Source organism: Streptomyces sp. NPDC002265 (genome assembly GCF_040296125.1).
GTDB lineage: Bacteria > Actinomycetota > Actinomycetes > Streptomycetales > Streptomycetaceae > Streptomyces.
In genome coordinates this window covers 1-22,044 of record NZ_JBEOWS010000053.1, presented here as the reverse complement: position 1 = coordinate 22,044, position 22,044 = coordinate 1, and the positions used below count along the sequence as shown (strand labels likewise).

The 22,044-nt window shown below is 72.0% G+C and carries 17 protein-coding genes; 10 read left to right on the top strand and 7 right to left on the bottom strand.

Translation table 11 applies throughout. The features are described from left to right. Positions 1–122 precede the first annotated feature (122 nt). Both ppdK and ABT085_RS12705 read right to left on the bottom strand, forming a co-directional pair. Positions 123–2,870, bottom strand: a complete 2,748-nt coding sequence (gene ppdK / locus ABT085_RS12710) for a pyruvate, phosphate dikinase (protein ID WP_351605385.1) — start codon at positions 2,868–2,870, stop codon at positions 123–125. A gap of 508 nt (positions 2,871–3,378) precedes the next feature. Then, complete coding sequence (locus ABT085_RS12705; RefSeq protein ID WP_351605382.1) at positions 3,379–4,608, bottom strand: ROK family protein; 1,230 nt, start codon at positions 4,606–4,608, stop codon at positions 3,379–3,381. Between the two features lie 119 nt (positions 4,609–4,727). Between ABT085_RS12705 and ABT085_RS12700 the strand changes: the two genes are divergently transcribed. The 3 genes from ABT085_RS12700 (at position 4,728) to ABT085_RS12690 (ending at position 10,704) form a co-directional block, all read left to right on the top strand. Continuing rightward, positions 4,728–6,194 (top strand): MGH1-like glycoside hydrolase domain-containing protein, encoded by a 1,467-nt coding sequence (locus ABT085_RS12700; protein ID WP_351605379.1) that lies wholly within the window; start codon positions 4,728–4,730, stop codon positions 6,192–6,194. A 22-nt stretch (positions 6,195–6,216) separates the two neighbouring features. Beyond that, positions 6,217–8,151 carry an amylo-alpha-1,6-glucosidase gene (locus tag ABT085_RS12695; protein WP_351605377.1) on the top strand — a complete coding sequence of 645 codons (1,935 nt, stop codon included), beginning with the start codon at positions 6,217–6,219 and terminating at the stop codon, positions 8,149–8,151. Between the two features lie 882 nt (positions 8,152–9,033). Continuing rightward, positions 9,034–10,704 carry an alkaline phosphatase family protein gene (locus ABT085_RS12690; RefSeq protein WP_351605435.1) on the top strand — a complete coding sequence of 557 codons (1,671 nt, stop codon included), beginning with the start codon at positions 9,034–9,036 and terminating at the stop codon, positions 10,702–10,704. Here the strand turns inward: ABT085_RS12690 and dusB are convergent, their stop codons facing one another. Next, on the bottom strand, positions 10,705–11,847 hold the full coding sequence (gene dusB, locus ABT085_RS12685; protein ID WP_351605374.1) for a tRNA dihydrouridine synthase DusB: 1,143 nt from the start codon (positions 11,845–11,847) through the stop codon (positions 10,705–10,707). Between the two features lie 106 nt (positions 11,848–11,953). On the opposite strand from dusB, the gene ABT085_RS12680 reads away from it, so the two are divergent. The 3 genes from ABT085_RS12680 (at position 11,954) to ABT085_RS12670 (ending at position 15,046) form a co-directional block, all read left to right on the top strand. Beyond that, complete coding sequence (locus ABT085_RS12680; RefSeq protein WP_351605372.1) at positions 11,954–13,405, top strand: MFS transporter; 1,452 nt, start codon at positions 11,954–11,956, stop codon at positions 13,403–13,405. 221 nt (positions 13,406–13,626) lie between these two features. After that, positions 13,627–13,836, top strand: a complete 210-nt coding sequence (locus tag ABT085_RS12675; RefSeq protein WP_351605369.1) for a hypothetical protein — start codon at positions 13,627–13,629, stop codon at positions 13,834–13,836. Between the two features lie 61 nt (positions 13,837–13,897). After that, positions 13,898–15,046, top strand: a complete 1,149-nt coding sequence (locus tag ABT085_RS12670) for a serine hydrolase domain-containing protein (protein WP_351605367.1) — start codon at positions 13,898–13,900, stop codon at positions 15,044–15,046. On the opposite strand, the gene ABT085_RS12665 is transcribed toward ABT085_RS12670, so the two are convergent. The 3 genes from ABT085_RS12665 to ABT085_RS12655 form a co-directional block, all read right to left on the bottom strand. Continuing rightward, entirely contained in the window at positions 15,047–15,634 is a 588-nt protein-coding gene (locus ABT085_RS12665; protein WP_351605365.1) for a TetR/AcrR family transcriptional regulator, read from the bottom strand. It lies immediately after the preceding gene. Positions 15,635–15,660: 26 nt separating this feature from the next. Next, the gene (locus ABT085_RS12660; RefSeq protein ID WP_351605362.1) at positions 15,661–16,671 is read right to left on the bottom strand and encodes an aldo/keto reductase; all 1,011 of its coding nucleotides are present in this window, start codon (positions 16,669–16,671) and stop codon (positions 15,661–15,663) included. A gap of 153 nt (positions 16,672–16,824) precedes the next feature. Further along, complete coding sequence (locus ABT085_RS12655; protein WP_351605360.1) at positions 16,825–18,207, bottom strand: glycine--tRNA ligase; 1,383 nt, start codon at positions 18,205–18,207, stop codon at positions 16,825–16,827. A 182-nt stretch (positions 18,208–18,389) separates the two neighbouring features. Here ABT085_RS12655 and ABT085_RS12650 point away from each other — a divergent pair, with 182 nt between their 5' ends. Genes ABT085_RS12650 through ABT085_RS12635 form a run of 4 tightly spaced genes read left to right on the top strand, consistent with a single transcriptional unit; the run spans position 18,390 to position 21,538 of the window. Further along, positions 18,390–19,361, top strand: coding sequence for a metal ABC transporter substrate-binding protein (locus ABT085_RS12650; RefSeq protein ID WP_351605357.1), 972 nt, complete (start codon positions 18,390–18,392; stop codon positions 19,359–19,361). 28 nt (positions 19,362–19,389) lie between these two features. Beyond that, a complete protein-coding gene (locus tag ABT085_RS12645) occupies positions 19,390–20,157 on the top strand; it encodes a metal ABC transporter ATP-binding protein (protein WP_351605354.1) in 768 nt (255 codons plus the stop codon). Beyond that, entirely contained in the window at positions 20,157–21,059 is a 903-nt protein-coding gene (locus ABT085_RS12640; protein WP_351605352.1) for a metal ABC transporter permease, read from the top strand. Before ABT085_RS12645 ends, ABT085_RS12640 begins: the two co-directional genes overlap by 1 nt. 59 nt (positions 21,060–21,118) lie before the next feature. Further along, on the top strand, positions 21,119–21,538 hold the full coding sequence (locus ABT085_RS12635; protein ID WP_351605350.1) for a Fur family transcriptional regulator: 420 nt from the start codon (positions 21,119–21,121) through the stop codon (positions 21,536–21,538). Between the two features lie 77 nt (positions 21,539–21,615). Here ABT085_RS12635 and ABT085_RS12630 read toward each other — a convergent pair whose 3' ends face one another. Continuing rightward, positions 21,616–21,948 carry a YcxB family protein gene (locus ABT085_RS12630; RefSeq protein WP_351605347.1) on the bottom strand — a complete coding sequence of 111 codons (333 nt, stop codon included), beginning with the start codon at positions 21,946–21,948 and terminating at the stop codon, positions 21,616–21,618. Positions 21,949–22,044 lie beyond the last annotated feature (96 nt).

The window sequence follows — 22,044 nt, the reverse complement described above, 5'->3', positions numbered from 1 at the left end:
CAGGAAATGCCCGAAGGGGCGGCACCCCCGCACAGGGTGTCGCCCCTTCTTTTTCGAGCACCGGGTCCGCCACTCATCGGTGAGGGTCGGGGACGAGCGGCGGGCCCGGATCCGGGGTGGGATCAGCGGTGGTCGCTGCCCGCCGACTGGGTGGCCGCGCGGCCCGCCTCCAGGCGGGCAACCGGGATGCGGAACGGGGAGCAGGAGACGTAGTCGAGTCCCACCTCGTGGAAGAAGTGGACCGACTCCGGGTCGCCGCCGTGCTCGCCGCAGACGCCGAGCTTGAGGTCGGGGCGGGTGTCGCGGCCCGCCTTGGCCGCGGCCTTGACCAGGGAGCCGACGCCGTCCTTGTCGATCGTCTCGAAGGGGCTGACGCCGAAGATGCCCTTCTCCAGGTAGGCCGTGAAGAAGGAGGCCTCCACGTCGTCGCGGCTGAAGCCCCACACCGTCTGGGTGAGGTCGTTCGTGCCGAAGGAGAAGAACTCCGCCGCCTCGGCGATCTGACCGGCAGTCAGCGCGGCGCGCGGCAGCTCGATCATGGTGCCGATGGCCAGCTTCAGCTCGACACCGGTGGCGGCCTGCACCTCGGCGATGACCTGGTCGGCCTCCTCGCGGACGATCTCCAGCTCCTGGACCGTGCCGACCAGCGGGATCATGATCTCGGCGCGCGGGTCGCCCTTGGCGTTCCTGCGCTCGGCGGCGGCCTCGGCGATGGCCCGTACCTGCATGGTGAACAGGCCGGGGATGACCAGGCCGAGACGCACCCCGCGCAGGCCCAGCATCGGGTTCTGCTCGTGCAGCCGGTGGACGGCCTGGAGCAGGCGCAGCTCGTTCTCGTGCGGGTCCTTGCGGGCCTCGGCGAGCGCGACGCGCACCGACAGCTCGGTGATGTCGGGCAGGAACTCGTGCAGCGGCGGGTCCAGGAGACGGATCGTCACCGGCAGGCCGTCCATCGCCTCGAACAGCTCGACGAAGTCCTGCTTCTGGAGCGGGAGCAGCTCCTTCAGGGACTCCTCGCGCTCGGCGTCCGTGTCGGCCAGGATCAGCCGCTCCACCAGCTCGCGCCGGTCGCCGAGGAACATGTGCTCGGTGCGGCACAGGCCGATGCCCTGGGCGCCGAAGCGGCGGGCGCGCAGCGCGTCCTCGGCGTTGTCGGCGTTGGCGCGCACCCGCAGCCGGCGCTTGCGGTCGGCGAACGCCATGATCCGGTGCACGGCCTCGACCAGCTCGTCGGCGTCGTCGGCGCCCGCGTGCATCCGGCCCTCGAAGTACTCCACGACCGGGGAGGGGACGACGGGCACCTCGCCGAGGTACACCTTGCCGCTGGACCCGTCGATGGAGATGACGTCGCCCTCCTCGACGACGTGCCCGCCGGGGACCGTCATCCGGCGGCGCTTGGTGTCGACCTCCAGCTCCTCGGCGCCGCAGACACAGGTCTTGCCCATGCCGCGGGCGACCACGGCCGCGTGGGAGGTCTTGCCGCCGCGCGAGGTGAGGATGCCCTCGGCCGCGATCATGCCGTCGAGGTCGTCGGGGTTGGTCTCGCGGCGGACCAGGATGACCTTCTCGCCCGAGCGGGACCACTTGACGGCGGTGTACGAGTCGAAGACCGCCTTGCCGACCGCCGCGCCCGGCGAGGCGGCGATGCCCCGGCCGACCTGCGCGGCCTTCGCGTTCTCGTCGAAGCGCGGGAACATCAGCTGGGCCAGCTGGGCGCCGGTGACCCGCTGGAGCGCCTCGGTCTCGTCGATGAGGCCCTGGTCGACCAGCTGGGTGGCGATCCGGAAGGCCGCGCCCGCGGTGCGCTTGCCGACGCGGGTCTGGAGCATCCACAGCTGGCCGCGCTCGATGGTGAACTCGATGTCGCAGAGATCCTTGTAGTGGTTCTCCAGGGTCTCCATGATCTGCATGAGCTGGTCGTACGACTTCTTGTCGATCGACTCCAGCTCGGCGAGCGGGACCGTGTTGCGGATACCGGCGACGACGTCCTCGCCCTGGGCGTTCTGGAGGTAGTCGCCGTAGACGCCCTGGTGGCCGGAGGCAGGGTCGCGGGTGAAGGCGACACCGGTGCCGGAGTCGGGGCCGAGGTTGCCGAAGACCATCGAGCAGACGTTGACGGCGGTGCCCAGGTCGTGCGGGATGCGCTCCTGTCGGCGGTAGAGCTTGGCGCGGTCGCCGTTCCAGGAGTCGAAGACCGCCTTGATGGCGAGGTCCATCTGCTCGCGCGGGTCCTGCGGGAAGTCCCGGCCGGCCTCGGTCTTGACGATCCGCTTGAACCGGGTCACCAGCTTCTTCAGGTCCGCGGCCTCCAGCTCGGTGTCGACCGTGACCTTCTTGGCCTCCTTGGCCTTGTCCAGCGCGTCCTCGAAGAGCTCCCCGTCGACGCCGAGGACCGTCTTGCCGAACATCTGGATCAGGCGGCGGTAGGAGTCCCAGGCGAACCGCTCGTCGCCGGACTGCTGCGCGAGGCCCTGCACCGACTTGTCGGAGAGGCCGATGTTCAGGACGGTGTCCATCATGCCGGGCATGGAGAACTTCGCCCCGGAGCGGACCGACACCAGGAGCGGGTCGTCGGCCTGGCCGAGCTTCTTGCCCATGGCCGCTTCGAGCGCTGCGAGGTGTGCACTCACCTCGTCACGCAGTGCCGCGGGCTCCTCGCCACTGTCGAGGTAGGTCTTGCAGGCCTCGGTGGTGATCGTGAAGCCCGGGGGGACCGGAAGGCCCAGGTTGGTCATCTCGGCGAGGTTGGCACCCTTGCCGCCGAGGAGGTCTTTGAGGTCCTTGTTGCCCTCGGTGAAGTCGTAGACGAACTTCACGGCCTCAACGCTGGTGGCGTCCTCGGCTACCTGGGGTTCTTTGTTTTCCGACACGGGTCTCGACTCCTCGAGGACGCGGTGGCTGCCCTGACGGGCAGGAACATACCCAGATCGAAGGCGCCTGGGTACGTCCACTTGTGCGTCATGCGCCTGTAACTCGACGTCCGCCAGCGGATCGAAAGTCAAAGCTTGGCAAGCGTCAAGCAGCTGATGTTTTCATTTCTTGAACACAACATGGGCCATAGGCAGACCATATCGCTCATGTGAGCATCTCTCGTCACGTCTGATTTCGATCGATGAACGATCAAGGGGTGGCACTGAGTGCCACCCCTTGGAGAAGTGCAGTCGCCCAAGATTCGCTCATGTGAGCGCAACCCTTATCAAGGGTGGCGAGAATCACGCTTTCACAGACGACCGGTTTTCACCATGCGGACGGGTCCCCGGACACGAAACACCCTCGTCATCCGCCCCACACACCGTCCGCCCCCACCGCCCGCCTCACACGCCGAGCGCCTCGCGCACCGCCAGCCTCACCCACCGGGCGCCTCGTACACCGTCCGCCTCACACGCCGAGCGCCAGCAGCCGTTCCTCCACCCGCTCGGGCGCGTACAGGTGCTCCACGACCATCGCGGCGGCGCCCACCAGCCCGGCCCGTTCGCCGAGCGCCGAGGTCACCACGTCCAGCCGGGCCGTGGAGCGTGGCAGCGCCCGCTGGTACAGCAGTTCCCGCACCCCGGTGAGGAAGGAGGTTCCGGCCAGATCCCCGGCGATCATCAGCACACCGGGGTTGAACAGCGTCACGACGGTCGCCAGCACGTCCCCGACGCTGCGCCCGGCCTCGCGGGCCAGCGCCGCGGCCTCGGGGTGCCCGGCCGCGAGCAGGTCGCGCACGTCCGAGCCGGACGCGGCCGGCACTCCGGCCTCGGCGAGCCTGCGGGCCACCGCGCCGCCGCTGGCGACCGCGGCCAGACAGCCGCGGGACCCGCACCGGCACAGCGCGTCGGCGCCCACCCGGATGTGCCCGATGTCGCCGGCGCCGCCGTCGATCCCCCGGTAGACCGCGCCGTCCACCACCATCCCGGCGCCTATGCCGGTCGACACCTTGACCAGCATGAACGCGGAGCAGTCCGGGTGCCCGGTGCGCTGTTCGCCGTACGCCATGAGGTTGGCGTCGTTGTCGACGAGGACCGGCACGCCCGTGGCGCCGGTGTGCTCGGTCAGGGCGCGGGACAGCCGGCCGCGTATGTCGTACCCGTCCCAGCCGGGCATGATCGGCGGCTGGACCACCCGGCCGGTCTCGGTGTCGACCGGGCCCGGCACCGCGAGGCCGATGCCGCAGACCTCGCCGGCCGCGTGCCCCGCCTTCTCCAGCAGCTCCGCGAACCAGCGGCCCAGCTCGCCCAGGACGGCGTCCGGGCCGTCCTCGACGGCCAGCGTGCCGGAGTGCTCGGCGAGTATCTCGCCGGTGAGGGTGAGGACGGCGGCGCGCGCGTGCCGGGTGTCGAGGTCCCCGGCGAGGACGACCGCGTGGGCGTCGTCGAACTCCAGGGTGATGGAGGGACGGCCGCCCAGCGGGGAGTCCACCGGGCCGCCCGCGCCCTCGCGCAGCCAGCCCGCGCGGAAGAGCCGGTCCAGGCGCTGGCCGACGGTGGCCCGGGAGAGCCCGGTCACCTGTTGGAGGGCTCCGCGCGTCGTGGCCCGGCCCGTGCGCACCAGTTCGAGCAGGTCGCCGGCGCTCGCCTGGCTCCCCGCCCTCGTGGCCCTTCCCGCTCTGCCCGGACGTCCGGTCATGCCCACCCCCTTGTGTTTCTCAAGCCTGCATTACATATTGAGTTTTGCGTGTTAAATAGACGTAACTCTACGGTAGCCACTGCCGAACCGGTCCGCCCAACGTCTTCGGGGAGCCCCGAGTGGATCGCACCGCCCAGCTCAGCACCCGACCCCGTCCGACGGGGCGGGCCGTTGCATACGATCCGCCGGTCGCGGCCGCACCGCTGCACCTCAGAGCCGCGCAGGTACTGGACGGCAACTGGACGGGAACATCCACGGTGCCCTCGCACAGCCTGTACCCGCACCAGTGGTCCTGGGACTCGGCGTTCATCGCGATCGGCCTGCGGCACGTCTCGCCGCTGCGGGCCCAGACGGAGCTGGAGACGCTGCTGGCCGCCCAGTGGGGCGACGGGCGGGTCCCGCACATCGTCTTCAACCCCTCCGTGCCGCTCGACGCGTACTTCCCCAGCCCCGACTTCTGGCGCTCCTCGACCGCGGGGCGCACCGCGGGCGCCCCGCGCACCGTACAGACCTCGGGCATCGTGCAGCCACCGGTGCACGCGCTGGCCGCGTGGCTGGTGCACTGCGCCGACCCGGTGCTGTCCCGGGCGCGCGGCTTCCTGACCCGGCTCCACCCGCGGCTGGCGGCCTGGCACCGCTACCTCCTGCACCGCCGGGACCTGGCCGGGGGCGGGCTGGCGTCCGTCGTCCACCCCTGGGAGCAGGGCATGGACAACAGCCCCTGCTGGGACGCCCCGCTCGCCCGGATCACCCCGGCCCCGGCCCGCTCCTTCCGCCGCGCCGACCTCGACCACGGCGCCGCCGAGGACCGGCCCACGGACCTGGACTACGGACGGTACGTGCGGCTGGCGACGGACTACCGGGACCGGGGATACGACGACAACCCCGGCGCCCCCGCCGATTCCGGGGGCGGCCGCGGGACGGGTGCCTTCGCCGTGGAGGACCCGGCCTTCAACGCCCTGCTGATCGCCTCCGAGTTCGCGCTGGCGCGCATCGCGCACGAGCTGGGCGCGACCGGCACCGCCCGCCGCGCCCGCGCGCAGCGGCTGACGGCGGCGCTGGTGGAACGGCTGTGGGACCCGGCGGAGGGCATGTTCCTCTGCCGCGACGTCCGCGCCGGCCGCCCGATCCCCGAGCGCAGCGTCTCCGGCCTGGTCCCGCTGCTGCTGCCCGGCCTGCCCCGCGACATCGTCACCGCGCTCGTGCGCACCCTCGGCGGTCCCCGTTTCGGACTGGGCGACAGCACCCGGCTGGTCCCGAGCTACGACCTGCTCGGCGAGGCCTTCGACCCGCACCGCTACTGGCGGGGGCCGGCCTGGTTCAACACCGCCTGGCTGCTGGAGCGCGGGCTGCGGCTGCACGGCGAACAGCCGCGGGCCGACGCGCTGCGCACGGCGGCCCTGGAGACCGCCGACGCGACCGGGTTCGCGGAGTACGTGGACCCGTACACCGGCGAGGCGTGCGGCGCGACCGGCTTCAGCTGGACCGCGGCGCTCACGCTCGACCTGCTCCACGAGCCCTTCGGACACGGCGTGTCCGTCCCGGGCAACAGCACGTTCGGCACGAGGGACAAAGGATCGGAATGAGGGACAGAGGAGGGGACCGAGGATGACGGACCGGCTTCATCTGCTCGTGTACGGCGGCACGTTCGCCGTCGTGGGCGACGGTGGGGACATCAGCGGCGTACGCGGCGGCTCCCCCGACGGGCTGTTCCTGCGCGACGCCCGGCACCTCAGCCGCTGGCAGCTGACGGTCGACGGCGCGGTGCCGCAGGCGCTGTCGCCGGTCGCGGACGGGGACACCGCGCGCTGCGTCCTGGTGCCGCGCGGCGGCCGCGCCGACACACCCGCGTACACGCTCTTCCGTGAACAGGCCGTGGGCGACGGCTCGTTCGTCGAGACGCTGCGGGTCACCAGCAACCGTCCGGTGCCCACCACCGTCCGGCTGGCGATCACCGCGGACGCCGACTTCACCGACCAGTTCGAACTGCGCTCCGACCACCGCACCTACGCCAAGGCCGGCGCGACCCGCTCCCGGCAGGTCCTCGACGACGGCGTGGAGTTCACCTACCGGCGCGGGGAATGGCGTTCCTGTACGACGGTGACGGCCGAGCCCGTGCCCGACGGCGTCGAGGAGACCGGCACCGGCGCCCGGCGGCTGGTGTGGACCCTGGAGCTGGAGCCGCACGGCACGGCCGAACTGACCCTGCGGGTGATGGCCAGGCCGCACGGCGAGAAGCGGGCCCTGAGGGTGCCGCGCTCGCCCGCCGCCCTCACCGAGCAACTCCTCGCCCTGGAGGGCGACTTCGTGGAGGGCGTGGCCTTCCCGACCGGCTGGCCGGAGCTGGCGGCCGCATGCGCCCGGGGCCTGGCCGACCTCGCCGCGCTCCAGGTGCCGGCGACCGGCCCGGACGGCGAGGAGCTGCGGGTGCCCGCGGCGGGCGCCCCGTGGTTCCTGGCCCTGCTCGGCCGCGACGCCCTGCTGACCTCACTGTTCGCCCTGCCCTACCGTCCCCAGCTGGCCGCCGCCACGCTCCCGGCGCTCGCCGCCGCCCAGGCCACGGACACCGCGGTGACGTCGGTGTCGCAGCCCGGCAAGATCGTGCACGAGCTGCGGCACGGCGAACTGGCCCACTTCGGGCAGGTCCCGTACGGCCGCTACTACGGTTCGGTCGACGCGACGCCGCTGTTCCTCGTCCTGCTCGGCGCGTACGTCGAGCACACCGGGGACACCGCCCTGGCCCGGCGCCTGGAGTCGCACGCCCGCGCGGCCGTCGGCTGGATGCTGGACCACGGCGGGCTGACCTCCCGCGGCTACCTCGTCTACCGCGCCGACCAGGGCGGCCTGGCCAACCAGAACTGGAAGGACTCCCCCGGGGCCATCTGCCACGCCGACGGCACCCGCGCCCGCGGCACGGTGATGGCGGCCGGGGCCCAGGGCTACGCCTACGACGCCCTGCGCCGTACGGCCTGGGTCGCGCGCACCGCCTGGGCGGACGAGGTCTACGCGGCCCTGCTGGAACAGGCGGCCGCCGATCTGCGCGACCGTTTCCAGCGGGACTTCTGGATGCGCGAGCACTCCTTCCCGGCGCTGGCCCTGGACGGCGAGGGCCGTCAGGTCGACGCGCTGGCCTCGGACGCCGGGCATCTGCTGTGGTCGGGCCTGCTGGACAAGGAGTACGGAAAGGCCGTCGGCCGTCGGCTGCTGGAGCCGGACTTCTTCTCCGGCTGGGGCGTACGCACCCTCGCCTCCGGGCAGCCGGCGTACCACCCGCTGTCGTACCACCGCGGCTCGGTCTGGCCGCACGACAACGCGCTGATCACCCTGGGTCTGGCCCGCTACGGACTGCACGACGAGGCCCGTACGGTCGCCCACGGCCTGGTGGACGCGGCCACCGCGACCGGGCACCGTCTTCCCGAGGTGCTCGCGGGCTACGGCCGTGAGAGCCACGCGGAGCCGGTCCCCTACCCGCACGCGTGTGTACGGGAGTCCCGGTCGGCGGCGGCCCCGCTCGCCCTGCTCACCGCGGTCGGTGGTGCGTAGGGCCCGTCCTGTGGGATGTTGACGAGGCGTTTGCCGGGTGTTTGCCCTGGCTCGTGAACGGGCACCGCGGGCAGACCGTACGGGATGACGGCGGGCCGGCCTCCCCAGCGAGGCCCGCCGCTCCCTCACGCGCCTCGCACGGAAGGACCTCCGTTGTCCCAGCACACGAGCACCCGTCAGGAACCGGACGCGGCAGTGGTTGCCGCGGACGGGCTCCTGACCCCGGACATCGACGAGGGGTCGCCTGCCACGGCGGAGAGCGAGCCCGTACGACGGAGCACGTCCCCGGACCCGGAACCGGCCGGGGACGCGGAACCGGCGGCCGCCGGGGCAGCGGGCGAGGCGACGGAGCCCGGAACCGGGCAGAACTCCGGCACCGACGCCGAGACCGACACCGACGCCGGTCAGCAGGACGGGGAAGCGGCCGACACCGGCACCGGCACCGGCACCCGAGCCGCTTCGGAAGACGCGCCCGCAGTCACGTCCGGCGCCGAGGCCGAAGCCGAAGCCGGAACGAAGACCGACGCCGAGACCGTGACCGCGGCCGAAGCCACCCCCGGAACCGCAACGGACTCCGAGACCGAGGCCGAGGCAGAGACCGACGCCGAGGTCGAGACCGAGGCCGAGACCGGGCCCGAAGCGGACACCGACGCCGACACCGAGCCCGCGACCGAAGCGAAGACCGCCACCGACGCCGACACCGAGGCCGAAGCAGAGACCGACGCCGACACCGAGGCCACGACCGAAGCGAAGACCGCCACCGACGCCGACACCGAGGCCGAAGCAGAGACCGACGCCGACACCGAGGCCACGACCGAAGCCGTCGTCGAGACCGGACCCGCCGCCGAGAGTGCCCCCGACGCGGCGGCCGCTCGCGTCGGGATCCGTGGTCGCTGGCGGGGCTGGCGGGCCGGGCATCCGGCCGTCTCCCGGGGGCTCACCGTCACCGTCACCGTCCTCGCCGCGCTCCTCGTCCACGTCTGCCTCCAGCTGCCGAGCACGCTCTCGACCCTGCGGCTCCAGGAGTTCCTGCGGCTGCCCGCCGAGGCGGTGATGGTGGCCGTCGTGCTGCTGAGCCTGCCGCGCCGGGCACGGCTGGTGGTGTCCGCGGTCCTCGGGGCGCTGCTCGGTGCCCTGACCGTGCTGAACATGCTGGACATGGGGTACAACGACTACCTCGGCCGGCGCTTCAACATCATCCTCGACTGGGGTCTGCTCGACGACGCCCGCTCGTATCTGAAGGACTCGCTCGGCGGGACGGTCACCCTGGCCCTCACCGTCGGTGTCGTCGTCGCCGTGGTCCTGCTGATCGTCCTGGTCTCGCTGGCCATGGTCCGGCTGGGCAACCTGCTGGACCGGCACCGCAACCGGGCGACCCGGGCCACGCTCCTGGTCGGCACCGTCTGGATCACCTGCACCGCGCTCGGCCTGGAGGTCGCGGGCGTGCCCATCGCCGCGCAGCACATGGCCGGCGTCGTCCAGTTCCAGGTGGAGACGGTGCAGCAGACCCTGCACGACGAGGCGGCGTTCCGGAAGGAGGCCGGGAAGGACACCTTCGGCAACACCCCGGCCGACCAGCTCGTGCCGGACCTGCGCGGCAAGGACATGATCTTCACGTTCATCGAGAGCTACGGCCGCAGCGCGATCGAGGACCCGATCATGGCGCCCGGCGTCGACCGGACGCTCGCGGACAGCACCGCGGAGCTGGCGAAGGCGGGCTTCCACGCCAAGAGCGGCTGGCTGACCTCGGCGACCTACGGCGGCAGCAGCTGGCTCGGTCACTCCACCACCCTGTCGGGCCTGTGGATCGACAACCAGCAGCGCTACCGGACCGTCATGAACAGCGACCACCTCAGCCTCACCAAGGCCTTCAAGAAGACCGGCGCCTGGGACACCGTCGGTGTCATGCCGGGCGTCCAGAAGGGCTGGCCCGAGCAGAAGTACTACGGCCTCGACAAGGTCTACAACGCCTTCCAGATGGGCTACCAGGGTCCGAAGTTCAGCTGGTCCACCATGCCCGACCAGTACGCGCTGGAGGCGTTCCAGCGGCTGGAGCACAGCAAGAAGCGCGACAAGCCGCTGATGTCGGAGATCATCCTGACCTCCAGCCACCAGCCGTGGGCGCCCATCCCGAAGATGGTCGACTGGGACTCCATCGGCGACGGCTCGCTCTTCGAGGGCATCGAGAAGGCGGGCAACGACCCGGCGGACATCATCGCCGACTCCTCCCGGTCCCGGGAGGAGTACGGCAAGTCCGTCCAGTACTCGGTGACCGCCCTCACCCAGTGGCTGGAGCGCTACGGCACCGACGACACCGTGCTGGTCTTCCTCGGCGACCACCAGCCGATCGCCCGGGTCAGCGGCAACCACGCCAGCCGCGACGTGCCGATCTCGATCGTGGCCAAGGACCCGAAGGTCCTCGACAAGATCGCCGGCTGGAACTGGACCGACGGTCTGCGTCCCGCGCACGACGCGCCGGTGTGGAAGATGAACCTGTTCCGCGACCGGTTCCTGACGGCGTACGGCTCGACGCCGCACCCCTCCGGGAGCTGATCAGCCCCCGGAGGTGTCCAGCTCCGCGTCCTCGCCGACGCCCGCGCAGTCGTAGGGGTCCTTCAGCCAGCCGTCCGGCAGCACCACCCGGTTGTTGCCGGACGTACGGCCGCGGGGCCCGTCGGCGCCGGAGGGCCAGGGCTGGTCGAGGTCCAGCTCGTCCAGCCCGGTCCGCAGTTCGTCCAGCGACGAGGTGATCGCGAGCCGCTTGCGCATCTCGGAGCCCACCGAGAAGCCCTTGAGGTACCAGGCGACGTGCTTGCGGAAGTCGACGACCCCGCGCGACTCGTCGCCGATCCATTCGCCGAGCAGGGTGGCGTGCCGCACCATGACGTCGGCGACCTGGCGCAGGGAGGGGCGCGCGATGTCGTCGGTCCGCCCCTCGAAGGCCGCCACCAGGTCGGCGAACAGCCACGGGCGGCCCAGGCAGCCGCGTCCGACCACGACACCGTCGCAGCCCGTCTCGCGCACCATCCGCAGCGCGTCCTCGGCCGACCAGATGTCGCCGTTGCCGAGCACCGGGATCTCCGGCACGTGCTCCTTGAGGCGCGCGATGGCCTCCCAGTCGGCCGTGCCGCCGTAGTGCTGGGCGGCGGTGCGGCCGTGCAGCGCGATGGAGGTCACACCCTCCTCGACCGCGATCCGTCCGGCGTCGAGGTAGGTGATGTGGTCGTCGTCGATGCCCTTGCGCATCTTCATGGTGACGGGGAGGTCCCCGGCGCCGCTGACGGCCTCGCGCAGGATCGAGCGCAGCAGGTTGCGCTTGTAGGGCAGGGCGGAGCCGCCGCCCTTGCGCGTCACCTTCGGGACCGGGCAGCCGAAGTTCAGGTCGATGTGGTCGGCGAGGTCCTCCTCCGCGATCATGCGGACGGCCTTGCCGACGGTGGCGGGGTCGACGCCGTACAGCTGGATCGAGCGCGGCTTCTCGGTCGCGTCGAAGTGGATCAGCTGCATGGTCTTCTCGTTGCGTTCGACCAGCGCCCGGGTGGTGATCATCTCGCTCACGAACAGCCCCTTGCCGCCGCTGAACTCCCGGCACAGGGTGCGGAAGGGCGCGTTGGTGATGCCGGCCATGGGGGCCAGCACGACGGGCGGCCGGACGGTGTGCGGGCCGATCTGCAAGGGGGATGCGGGCGTGGGCATTACCCCATTGTCGCGTATCGGCCGCCGTGCCCCGTCGCTCCCCGGCGAAGATCGTGTATCGGTAATTAGTTAGACGCACTATTGAAGTCGGCGTACGATGGAACGCATGCCCGAGCTCAGCCCCCGGCGCCGTCAACTCGTCCTCGCGATCTGCTGCATGAGCCTGCTGATCGTGAGCCTCGACGTCACCGCCCTGAACGTCGCCCTGCCGTCGATGCAGCGCGAACTCCACGCCGAGACCTCCGGTCTGCAGTGGACGATCGACGCCTACACCCTGGTGCTGGCCTCGCTGCTGATGCTGGCCGGCTCCACGGCCGACCGGATCGGCCGCAAGAAGGTCTTCATGGCGGGCCTGACCGTGTTCTCCGCCGGCTCGCTGCTGTGCTCCCTGGCACCCAGCCTCGACCTGCTGATCGTGTTCCGGATGATCCAGGCCGTCGGCGGCTCCATGCTCAACCCGGTCGCCATGTCGATCATCACCAACACCTTCACGGCCCCGCGCGAGCGGGCCCGGGCGATCGGTGTCTGGGGCGCCGTCGTCGGCATCTCCATGGCGGCCGGTCCCCTGGTGGGCGGGCTGCTGGTGGAGTCGGACGGCTGGCGGTCGATCTTCTGGGTCAATCTGCCCGTCGGGCTCGCCGCGCTGCTGCTGACCCTGCGCTTCGTCCCCGAGTCCCGCGCGCCGAAGGCCCGCCGCCCCGACCCCGTCGGCCAGCTGCTGGTGATCGCGCTGTTCGGCTCGCTGACGTACGCGATCATCGAGGCGCCGTCCGCGGGCGCGGGCACGGTCCTGCCCTTCGCGCTGCTGGCCCTCGCGGCTCTGGCCGGGCTGCTCCGGTACGAGCCCCGGCGCGCCGAACCTCTCATCGACCTGCGCTTCTTCCGGTCGGCGCCGTTCAGCGGGGCCACGGTCGTCGCGGTCAGCGCGTTCGCCGCGCTCGGCGGCTTCCTGTTCCTGTCGACCCTGTACCTGCAGAACGTACGCGGCCTCGACGCCCTGCACGCGGGCCTGTGGATGCTGCCGACGGCGGTGCCGATGTTCCTGTGCGCACCGCTGTCCGGACGGCTCGTGGGCAGCCGGGGCCCCCGGCTGCCGCTGCTGGTGGCCGGTCTCGCGATGACGGCGAGCGGGGTGCTGTTCGCGGCCTTCGAGGCGGAGACGTCGAACGTCACGCTGTTCGCCGGGTACGTCCTGTTCGGCATCGGCTTCGGCTTCGTCAACGCGCCCATCACCAACACCGCGGTGTCCGGCATGCCGCGCGCCCAGGCCGGCGTGGCCGCCGCGGTGGCCTCCACCAGCCGCCAGCTCGGGCAGACCCTCGGCGTCGCGGTGGTCGGGGCGGTGCTGGCGTCGGGCGTGGGCGCGTCGCCGTACGCGCGGGTGTTCGTGTCGGCCGCGCGGCCCGCGTGGTGGATCCTCGCCGGGTGCGGCTTCCTCGTGCTGGGGCTGGGCGTGCTGACCAGCGGCCGGTGGGCCCGGCGCACCGCCGAGCGGACGGCCGAGCGGCTGGAGGCCGTGGAGCTGCGCGACGTGGTGGGCGCGGGCGGCCGCGCCTAGGGTCCGACCTGAGGCGCGGGCGGCCCCACCCAGGGTCCGACCCGAGGCGCGGGCCGCCGTGTCCGGGGTCCGCCTTCGCGTCCGGCGTGCCGGGGTTCCGGCCGGGGCAGTGCGCGGTTTGGCGAACTCGCCGTGCGAAAACCCCTGTTGATGTTGGTCATGCTGCACACTCCTTGCGGGCCGGGGATCGCCCGGCCAGGACCCCTGGAGGCGTCGTGCCGATGAACGCGAGCAAGGTGACCCGCTGGGACCAGCACGGGCGTGAGCATGTGGTCAGGGTGCAGCGCTCGGGCGTGCAGCGCACCATCAGCTGCGACACCTGCGGCTGGCGGCAGAGCACGCAGTTCCTGCCCTGGCTGAAGGCGCAGGAGCACCTGGCCGAGGCCCACCAGGCCACCGTCGACCCGACGCAGGCGCAGACGTCGCGATGACTTTCCGGAGCACGGGCAGTCGTACCCCCACGACGCTCCCGCCCCCGCCGGAAGGCCTGCCATGAACGCTCTGCACGACACCCTGCGACGGTACGTCGACAACGGGACGGTGCCCGGAGCCGTCGGGCTGGTGGCCCGCGGCGACGACGTCGAGGTGGTGGCCGTCGGCTCCGCGGACACCGACGGCACCGCCCCGATGGCCCGCGACTCGGTCTTCCGGATCGCCTCGGTGACCAAGCCGCTCACGGCGGCGGCGGTGCTGATGCTGGTCGAGGACGGCCGGATCGGCCTGGATTCCCCGGTCGAGAAATGGCTGCCGGAACTGTCCTCGCCGATGGTCGTACGCAGCCCGGCGGGTCCCGTCGAGGACGTGGTGCCGGCCGCCCGCCCCATCACGGTCGAGGACCTGCTGAGCTCCCGGGCGGGCTGGGGCTTCCCCGCGGACTTCTCGCTGCCCGCGGTCCGGGCGCTGTTCGAGGTGCAGAAGGACGGCCGCTTCCCCCAGGAGTGCCCGCCCCCGGACGCCTGGGTGGCCGCGCTCGCCGAGGTGCCGCTGCTGCACCAGCCGGGCGAGGCCTGGCTCTACCACACCTGCTCCGACCTCCAGGGCGTGCTGGTCGCCCGCGCCTCGGGCGGCACGCTGCCGGACTTCCTGACGGAGCGGATCTTCGAGCCGCTGGGGATGCGGGACACGGCGTTCGAGGTCCCGGCCGGACGGCGCCACCGCTTCACCGCGGCCTACCGCCCGGGTGCGGACGGCACCCTCGGCCTGGCGGACCCGCCGGACGGCGCGTGGAGCCGGATGCCCGCGTTCCCGTCGGGGGGCGGCGGGCTCGCCGCCACGGCCGACGACTGGCTGGCCTTCGCCCGGATGCTGCTGGCGGGCGGCGAGGCGAACGGCCGCCGGCTGCTCTCCCCCACCTCGGTGAGCCGGATGACCACCAACCACCTGACCGCGGGACAGCGCGAGGCCGGCGCCCTCTTCCTGGAGGGCCAGGGCTGGGGCTACGGCGGCCAGGTCGACGTCGCCCCCGTCGACCCGTGGAACGTGCCCGGCCGCTACGGCTGGGTCGGCGGCACCGGCACCACGGCCCATGTCGTCCCGGCGACGGGCACGGTCACCGTGCTGCTGACCCAGGTGGCGATGACCGGCCCGACGCCCACACCGCTGATGCGGGACTTCTGGCGGTGCACGGCGGGCGGGCGGTAGTCAGCCGCGCAGGCCGCGCACCAGCAGGTCCACCAGGGACGCGAAGTCGGCCGGTGCCTCCGGGCGGGTCCACACCCGGGCGTATCCCGGGTCGTGGAAGCGGCCGGAGGCCTGGAAGACGGCGCGGGCCGCGGCGGCCGGGTCGGGTACGCCGAAGACCCCCGTCCCGACCCCCTCCTCGATGATCCGGGCCAGCTGGCCGATCAGGTCGGCGATGTGCGCGGCGACCGCCTCGGCGCTCTCGGCGGCCAGCACCCGGTAGGTGGCGAACAGCTCCGGGTCGTCGCCCGCCTTGCGGCGCTTGGCGTCGAACAGCGACCGCAGCCAGTCGCGCAGCCGGGCCTCGGGGTCGCCGGGGCCGGACGCGAAGGCGGCGAGGCCCTCGGCGGTGCGGTCCAGCCACCGTTTGGTGACCGCCTCGCGCAGCGCGGCCTTGGTGCGGAAGTGGCGGTAGACGCTGCCGTGGCTGACGCCGAGCGCGCGGGCCACGTCCACCACGGTCGCCTTGGCCGGGCCGTGGCGGCGCAGTACCTCCTCGGTCGCCTCCAGGATGCGTTCGGCGGTCAGGGGCTCGGTGCTGGGTGCCATGCGTCAGACCGTACCCACAGGGGTGGTCAGCGCTCGCTGTCGAGGTGGGCCAGGGCGGCGGCTCCGTAGCGGTCACCGGCGGCGGCGCCGGCCGGGACGGCCTGCTCGATCGCGGCGAGGTCCGCGTCGTCCAGAGAGACGTCCAGCGCGCCGAGCGACTCCGTCAGCCGCTCCCGGGTGCGGGCCCCGACCAGCGGCACGATGTCCTCGCCGCGGGCCAGCACCCAGGCGACGGCGATCTGCGCGACGGTCACGCCCTTCTGCTCGGCGATCTTCCGCAGCGCCTCGACCAGGCCCAGGTTGTGCCGGAGGTTGTCGCCCTGGAAGCGGGGCGAGAAGGCGCGGAAGTCGTTCGCCGCGAGCTGCCGGTCGGCGGTGAAGTGCCCGGAGATCAGACCGCGCGAGAGCACCCCGTACGCGGTGACGGCGATGCCCAGCTCACGGGTGGTCGGCAGGATCGACTTCTCGATGCCCCGGGAGATCAGCGAGTACTCGATCTGGAGGTCGGCGATCGGCGCAGTGGCCGCCGCCCTGCGGATGGTCTGCGCGCCGACCTCGCTGAGGCCGATGTGCCGGACGTACCCCTGCTCGATCAGTTCGGCGATCGCGCCGACGGTCTCCTCGATGGGGACGGCCGGGTCGAGCCGGGCGATGCGGTAGACGTCGATGTGGTCGACGCCCAGGCGCTGGAGGGAGTACGCGGCGAAGTTGCGGACCGCGGCCGGGCGTCCGTCGTAGCCGGACCAGCCACCGTCCGGGCCGCGCAGGGCGCCGAACTTCACGCTGACCAGGGCCTGCTCCCGCCGGGCCGCGGGGGCGGAGCGCAGGGCCTCGCCGATCAGCATCTCGTTGTGGCCCATGCCGTAGAAGTCGCCGGTGTCGAGCAGGGTCACGCCCGCTTCCAGGGCGGCGTGGATCGTGGCGATCGACTCGGTCCGGTCCGCGTCGCCGTACAGCGCGGACATGCCCATGCAGCCGAGGCCGAGGGCGGAGACCTGGGGGCCGGTGGTTCCAAGGGTTCGGGTTCGCATCGTCATGCACATCAGCCTGGCATGACAGATGACAGATTTCAATATTTGTCAGCCGTTCGGCCGTCCGCCCCGGGGACGGCCCCGGGGAACGGGCTCCCGGAAAACGAAAAGTTCCCCGCACCCGTGCAAGGGGGGCGGGGAACTTCCGGTGTGCGGGACCTAGCAGCCGACGAGGCGGCCGGCGAGGTAGCCCTCGATCTGGTCCAGGGAGACGCGCTCCTGCTTCATCGAGTCGCGCTCACGCACGGTCACGGCGTTGTCGTCCAGCGTGTCGAAGTCGACGGTCACGCAGTACGGGGTGCCGATCTCGTCCTGACGGCGGTAGCGGCGGCCGATGGCGCCGGCGTCGTCGAACTCGATGTTCCAGTGCTGGCGCAGGGCGGTGGCCAGGCCCTTGGCCTTCGGGGACAGCTCCGGGTTGCGCGACAGCGGCAGGACCGCGACCTTCACCGGGGCCAGGCGGTGGTCGAGGCGCAGCACGGTGCGCTTCTCCAGCTTGCCCTTGGCGTTGGGGGCCTCGTCCTCGATGTAGGCGTCGAGGAGGAAGGCCAGCATCGCGCGGCCGACACCGGCCGCGGGCTCGATGACGTACGGGGTCCAGCGCTCGCCCGCCTCCTGGTCGAAGTAGGAGAGGTCCTGGCCGGAGGCCTTGGAGTGCGCGCCGAGGTCGTAGTCGGTGCGGTTGGCGACGCCCTCCAGCTCACCCCACTCGTTGCCGCCGAACTGGAAGCGGTACTCGATGTCGGCGGTGCGCTTGGAGTAGTGGGAGAGCTTCTCCTTCGGGTGCTCGAACCACCGCATGTTCTCCTCGCGCATGCCGAGACCGGTGTACCAGTTCCAGCGCTGCTCCATCCAGTACTCCTGCCACTGCTCGTCCTCGCCCGGCTTGACGAAGAACTCCATCTCCATCTGCTCGAACTCGCGGGTGCGGAAGATGAAGTTGCCGGGCGTGATCTCGTTGCGGAAGGACTTGCCCATCTGGGCGATACCGAACGGCGGCTTGCGGCGCGAGGTGGTCTGCACCTGGGCGAAGTTGGTGAAGATGCCCTGGGCGGTCTCGGGGCGCAGGTAGGCGACGGAGCCGCTGTCCTGCGTCGGGCCGAGGTGGGTGGAGAGCAGGCCCGAGAACTGCTTGGGCTCGGTGAAGGTGCCCTTGTTGCCGCAGTGCGGGCAGCCGAGGTCGGCGAGGCCGTTCTCCGGGAGGCGGCCGTGCTTGGCCTCGTAGGCCTCTTCCAGGTGGTCGGCGCGGAACCGCTTGTGGCACGAGGTGCACTCGGTCAGCGGGTCCGTGAACGTGGCGACGTGACCGGAGGCGACCCAGACCTCGGGGGCCAGGATCACGGACGAGTCGATACCGACCACGTCCTCGCGCGACGTCACCATGTAGCGCCACCACTGGCGCTTCAGGTTCTCCTTGAGCTCGACGCCCAGCGGTCCGTAGTCCCAGGCGGCCTTCTGACCGCCGTAGATCTCACTACAGGGGAATACGAAGCCACGGCGCTTGCTCAGGCTGACGATGGTGTCGATCTTGTCGGCGGCCACGGTGCTCTCTTCATAAGGACGACGGGCGGCGAAGCGAGAAGCTTCCAGCGAATGCTTCAGGGTACCGGCGTGGGCTCCCCCACAATCAAATCGGGCCTGCTTCCGGCGGCCGTCCGGGCACGCCGGGGCCTCGTCGGCGCGCTTGTTGACAACGGTTTCCATATTTGTTGAAAATGAGTGTCATGAACGTACGACGACGGCACATATCCGGGGTCGCGATCGCCGTGGCCTGCGCACTCGGGCTCACGGGCCTGACCTCCTGCACGACCGACAGCGCGGCGGCCGCCGGCGCCGGGCAGTTCGACGTCGTCGCCTCGTTCTATCCGATGGCCTTCCTCGCCGAGCGGATCGGCGGCGGCCACGTGCACGTCACCAGCCTGACCAAGCCCGGCCAGGAGCCGCACGACCTGGAGGTCAGCGTCCGCCAGCGGGTGCGGCTGGAGGAGGCCGACGCGGTGCTCTACCTCAAGGGCCTCCAGCCCACCGTGGACGAGGTCGTCGCCCAGTCCGAGGCGAAGACGAAGATCGACGCCGCCGCCCTGACCACGCTGGAGCGACACGGCACCGAGGTCGGCGGCCACGCGGCCGAGCACGACAGCGACGACCACGGGCACGACCACGGGGAAACGGCCGGCAAGGACCCGCACATCTGGCTCGACCCGGTGAAGTACGCCGAGGTCGCCCGGGGCGTCGGCGCGGCCTTCGAGAAGGCGGACCCGAAGCACGCGGCCGACTACCGCAGGAACACCGCGGCCCTGGTCGGCGAGCTCGGCGAGCTCGACACCCGGTTCCGGGAGGGCCTGGCCGGCACCGGCTCCAAGGTCTTCATCACCACGCACGCCGCCTTCGGCTACCTGGCCGAGCGCTACGGACTCACCGAGGAGGCCGTCAGCGGCCTCGACCCCGAGTCCGAGCCGAGCGTGAACCGGGTGAAGGACCTGGAGACGATGGCGAGGGCCGACGGCGTCACCACCGTGTTCTACGAGACGCTCGTCAGCGACCGCACCGCCCGGACCATCGCCAAGGACGCGGGGCTCAAGACGGACGTCCTCGACCCGATCGAGGGCATCACGGACAGCTCCCGCGGCACGGACTACTTCTCGGTCCAGGAAGCGAACCTCAAGGCGCTGCAGACGGCGCTGGGCGCCAAGTGATCAAGTGATCTCCACGGAGGATGCAACCATGAGCGAAGCCGTCATAGCGCTGCGCGGCGTCCGCGCCGAGCTGGGTGCGCGCCCCGTCCTGCGCGGTATCGACCTCACGGTCCGCCGCGGCGAGGTCGTCGCGCTGCTCGGCGCCAACGGCTCCGGCAAGTCGACGGCCGTACGCAGCGTCATCGGCCAGGTGCCGGTCAGCGCCGGCGAGATCGAACTGTTCGGCACCCCGCGCGCCCGCTTCCGCGACTGGCGGCGGGTGGGTTACGTACCGCAGCGCACCACGGCCGCGAGCGGGGTGCCCGCGACGGTCACCGAGGTCGTCTCCTCGGGCCGGCTGTCCCGGGCCCGCTTCGGCCTGCTGCGCAAGGCCGACCACGCGGCCGTGCGGCGGGCCCTGGAGCTGGTCGGCATGGCGGACCGGGCGAAGGACTCCGTCGACGCCCTGTCCGGCGGCCAGCACCAGCGGGTGCTGATCGCCCGCGCCCTGGCCGCCGAACCCGAGCTGCTGATCATGGACGAGCCGATGGCGGGCGTCGACCTGGCCAGCCAGGAGGTGCTCGCGCACACCCTCGCCGAGCAGGTCGCCCAGGGCACCACCGTCCTGCTGGTGCTGCACGAACTGGGCCCGGTGGAGCCCCTGATCGACCGGGCGGTCGTGCTGCGCGACGGCTGTGTCCTGCACGACGGCCCGCCCCCGCAGGCGGTCGGCCAGCACGCGCTGCCCGGCCACGACCATGTCCACCCGCACGCTCCGGCGGGCGCCGAACCGATCCGCACGGGACTGCTGAGCTGATGGAACTCCTCGACTACGCCTTCGTCCAGCGGGCCCTGCTCGCCGCCGTCCTGGTCGGCGTCACCGCGCCCGCCGTCGGCATCTACCTCGTCCAGCGCCGCCAGGCCCTGATGGGCGACGGCCTCGGCCATGTCGCGATGACCGGCGTCGGCCTCGGCGTCCTGCTGAACGCCTCGCCGGTGTGGATGGCGACGGCCGTCTCCGTCCTCGGCGCGGTCCTCATGGAACTGATCCGCTGGTACGGCAGGACCCGCGGCGACATCGCCCTCGCGATGCTCTTCTACGGCGGCATGGCCTGCGGCGTGATGTTCATCAACCTCGCGCCGACGGGCTCCAACGCCAACCTGACGTCGTACCTCTTCGGCTCGCTGTCGACCGTGTCGCAGTCCGACGTGACGGCGATCTGCCTGCTCGCCGGCTTCGTCGTACTGGTCACCCTGGGGCTGCGCCGCCAGCTCTTCGCGGTCAGCCAGGACGAGGAGTTCGCGCGGGTGACCGGACTGCCGGTGCGGGCGCTGAACCTGCTGACGGCCGTCACGGCGGCGGTCACGGTGACCGTCGCGATGCGGGTGGTCGGTCTGCTGCTGGTGTCCGCGCTCATGGTGGTGCCGGTCGCGGCGGCCCAGCAGCTCACCCGCAGCTTCGCGGCGACCTTCGCGATCGCCGTGGCCATCGGCGTGAGCGTGACGATCGGCGGCACGGTCACCTCGTACTACCAGGACGTGCCGCCCGGTGCGACGATCGTGCTGCTGACCATCGGGGCGTTCCTGGCGCTGACCGCGCTGGCCGCGCCGCTGGCCCGGCGCCGCGCGCGTGCGCTCGCCGCCGGCCGGCCCGCCGGGGACCCGGCAGAGTGCGCGATTCCGGCCAGTCGGGGGGCCGACGGCCCGGTCGGCGTCTGACCACGGGCAGGCCGGGCTGGCACAATGGCCCGGCAGGCGCAGACGTGAGGAGGCACCCCGTGACGACCGCTGGACCGCCCGTGAAGGGCCGCTCCACCCGGCAGCGTGCCGCCGTGGCGGCGGCGCTCGCCGAGGTCGACGAGTTCCGCAGCGCCCAGGACCTGCACGACATGCTCAAGCACAAGGGCGACTCGGTAGGTCTGACCACGGTCTACCGCACGTTGCAGTCCCTCGCCGACGCCGGCGAGGTCGACGTCCTGCGCACCTCCGACGGCGAGTCCGTCTACCGCCGCTGCTCCAGCGGCGAGCACCACCACCACCTGGTCTGCCGTGTGTGCGGCAAGGCGGTGGAGGTGGAGGGCCCCGCGGTGGAGACGTGGGCGGAGGCCGTCGCGGCGGAACACGGCTACGTCAACGTGGCCCACACGGTGGAGATCTTCGGGACCTGCGCGGACTGCGCGGGACCGCGCCAGGACTGAACCGGCGGGCGCCGACCGGGCGGGCGCAGACCGGGACCGCGCGGGCGCCGGACCGACGGGCGCCCGGCGAACGCGGGTCAGACGCGGGTCAGATGGCGGTCGAGGATCGACCGCAGCCGGTCCGCGTCGGCGGGGCCGGACAGGCCCCGCTTGGGCAGCAGCGTGAAGCAGGTCGCGTTCTTGTCGTCGCTGTACAGCGTGAACAGCTGCGCGCTCTCCCGGTAACGGGGCTGCCCCGACCAGTAGATCGTCGACGAGCCGGCGTCCGTGGTCACCGTCACCCCGGCGTCCGTCACCAGCGCCCGGAAGACACCGTTGCGCGCGGCCACGCGCTGCACCGTGCGTGCCTGCAACCGGGGCAGGAAGAGGAACATGACCGCGGTGAGGCCCGACCACACCATCAGGAACATGTGAACCGCACCGGGTTGTCCGGAGACTCTAGGTTGTGGCTGTGACCAGGCGTTTCGTGGCCGTCAGGTAGTAGTTGACTTCGTATTCGGCGGGCG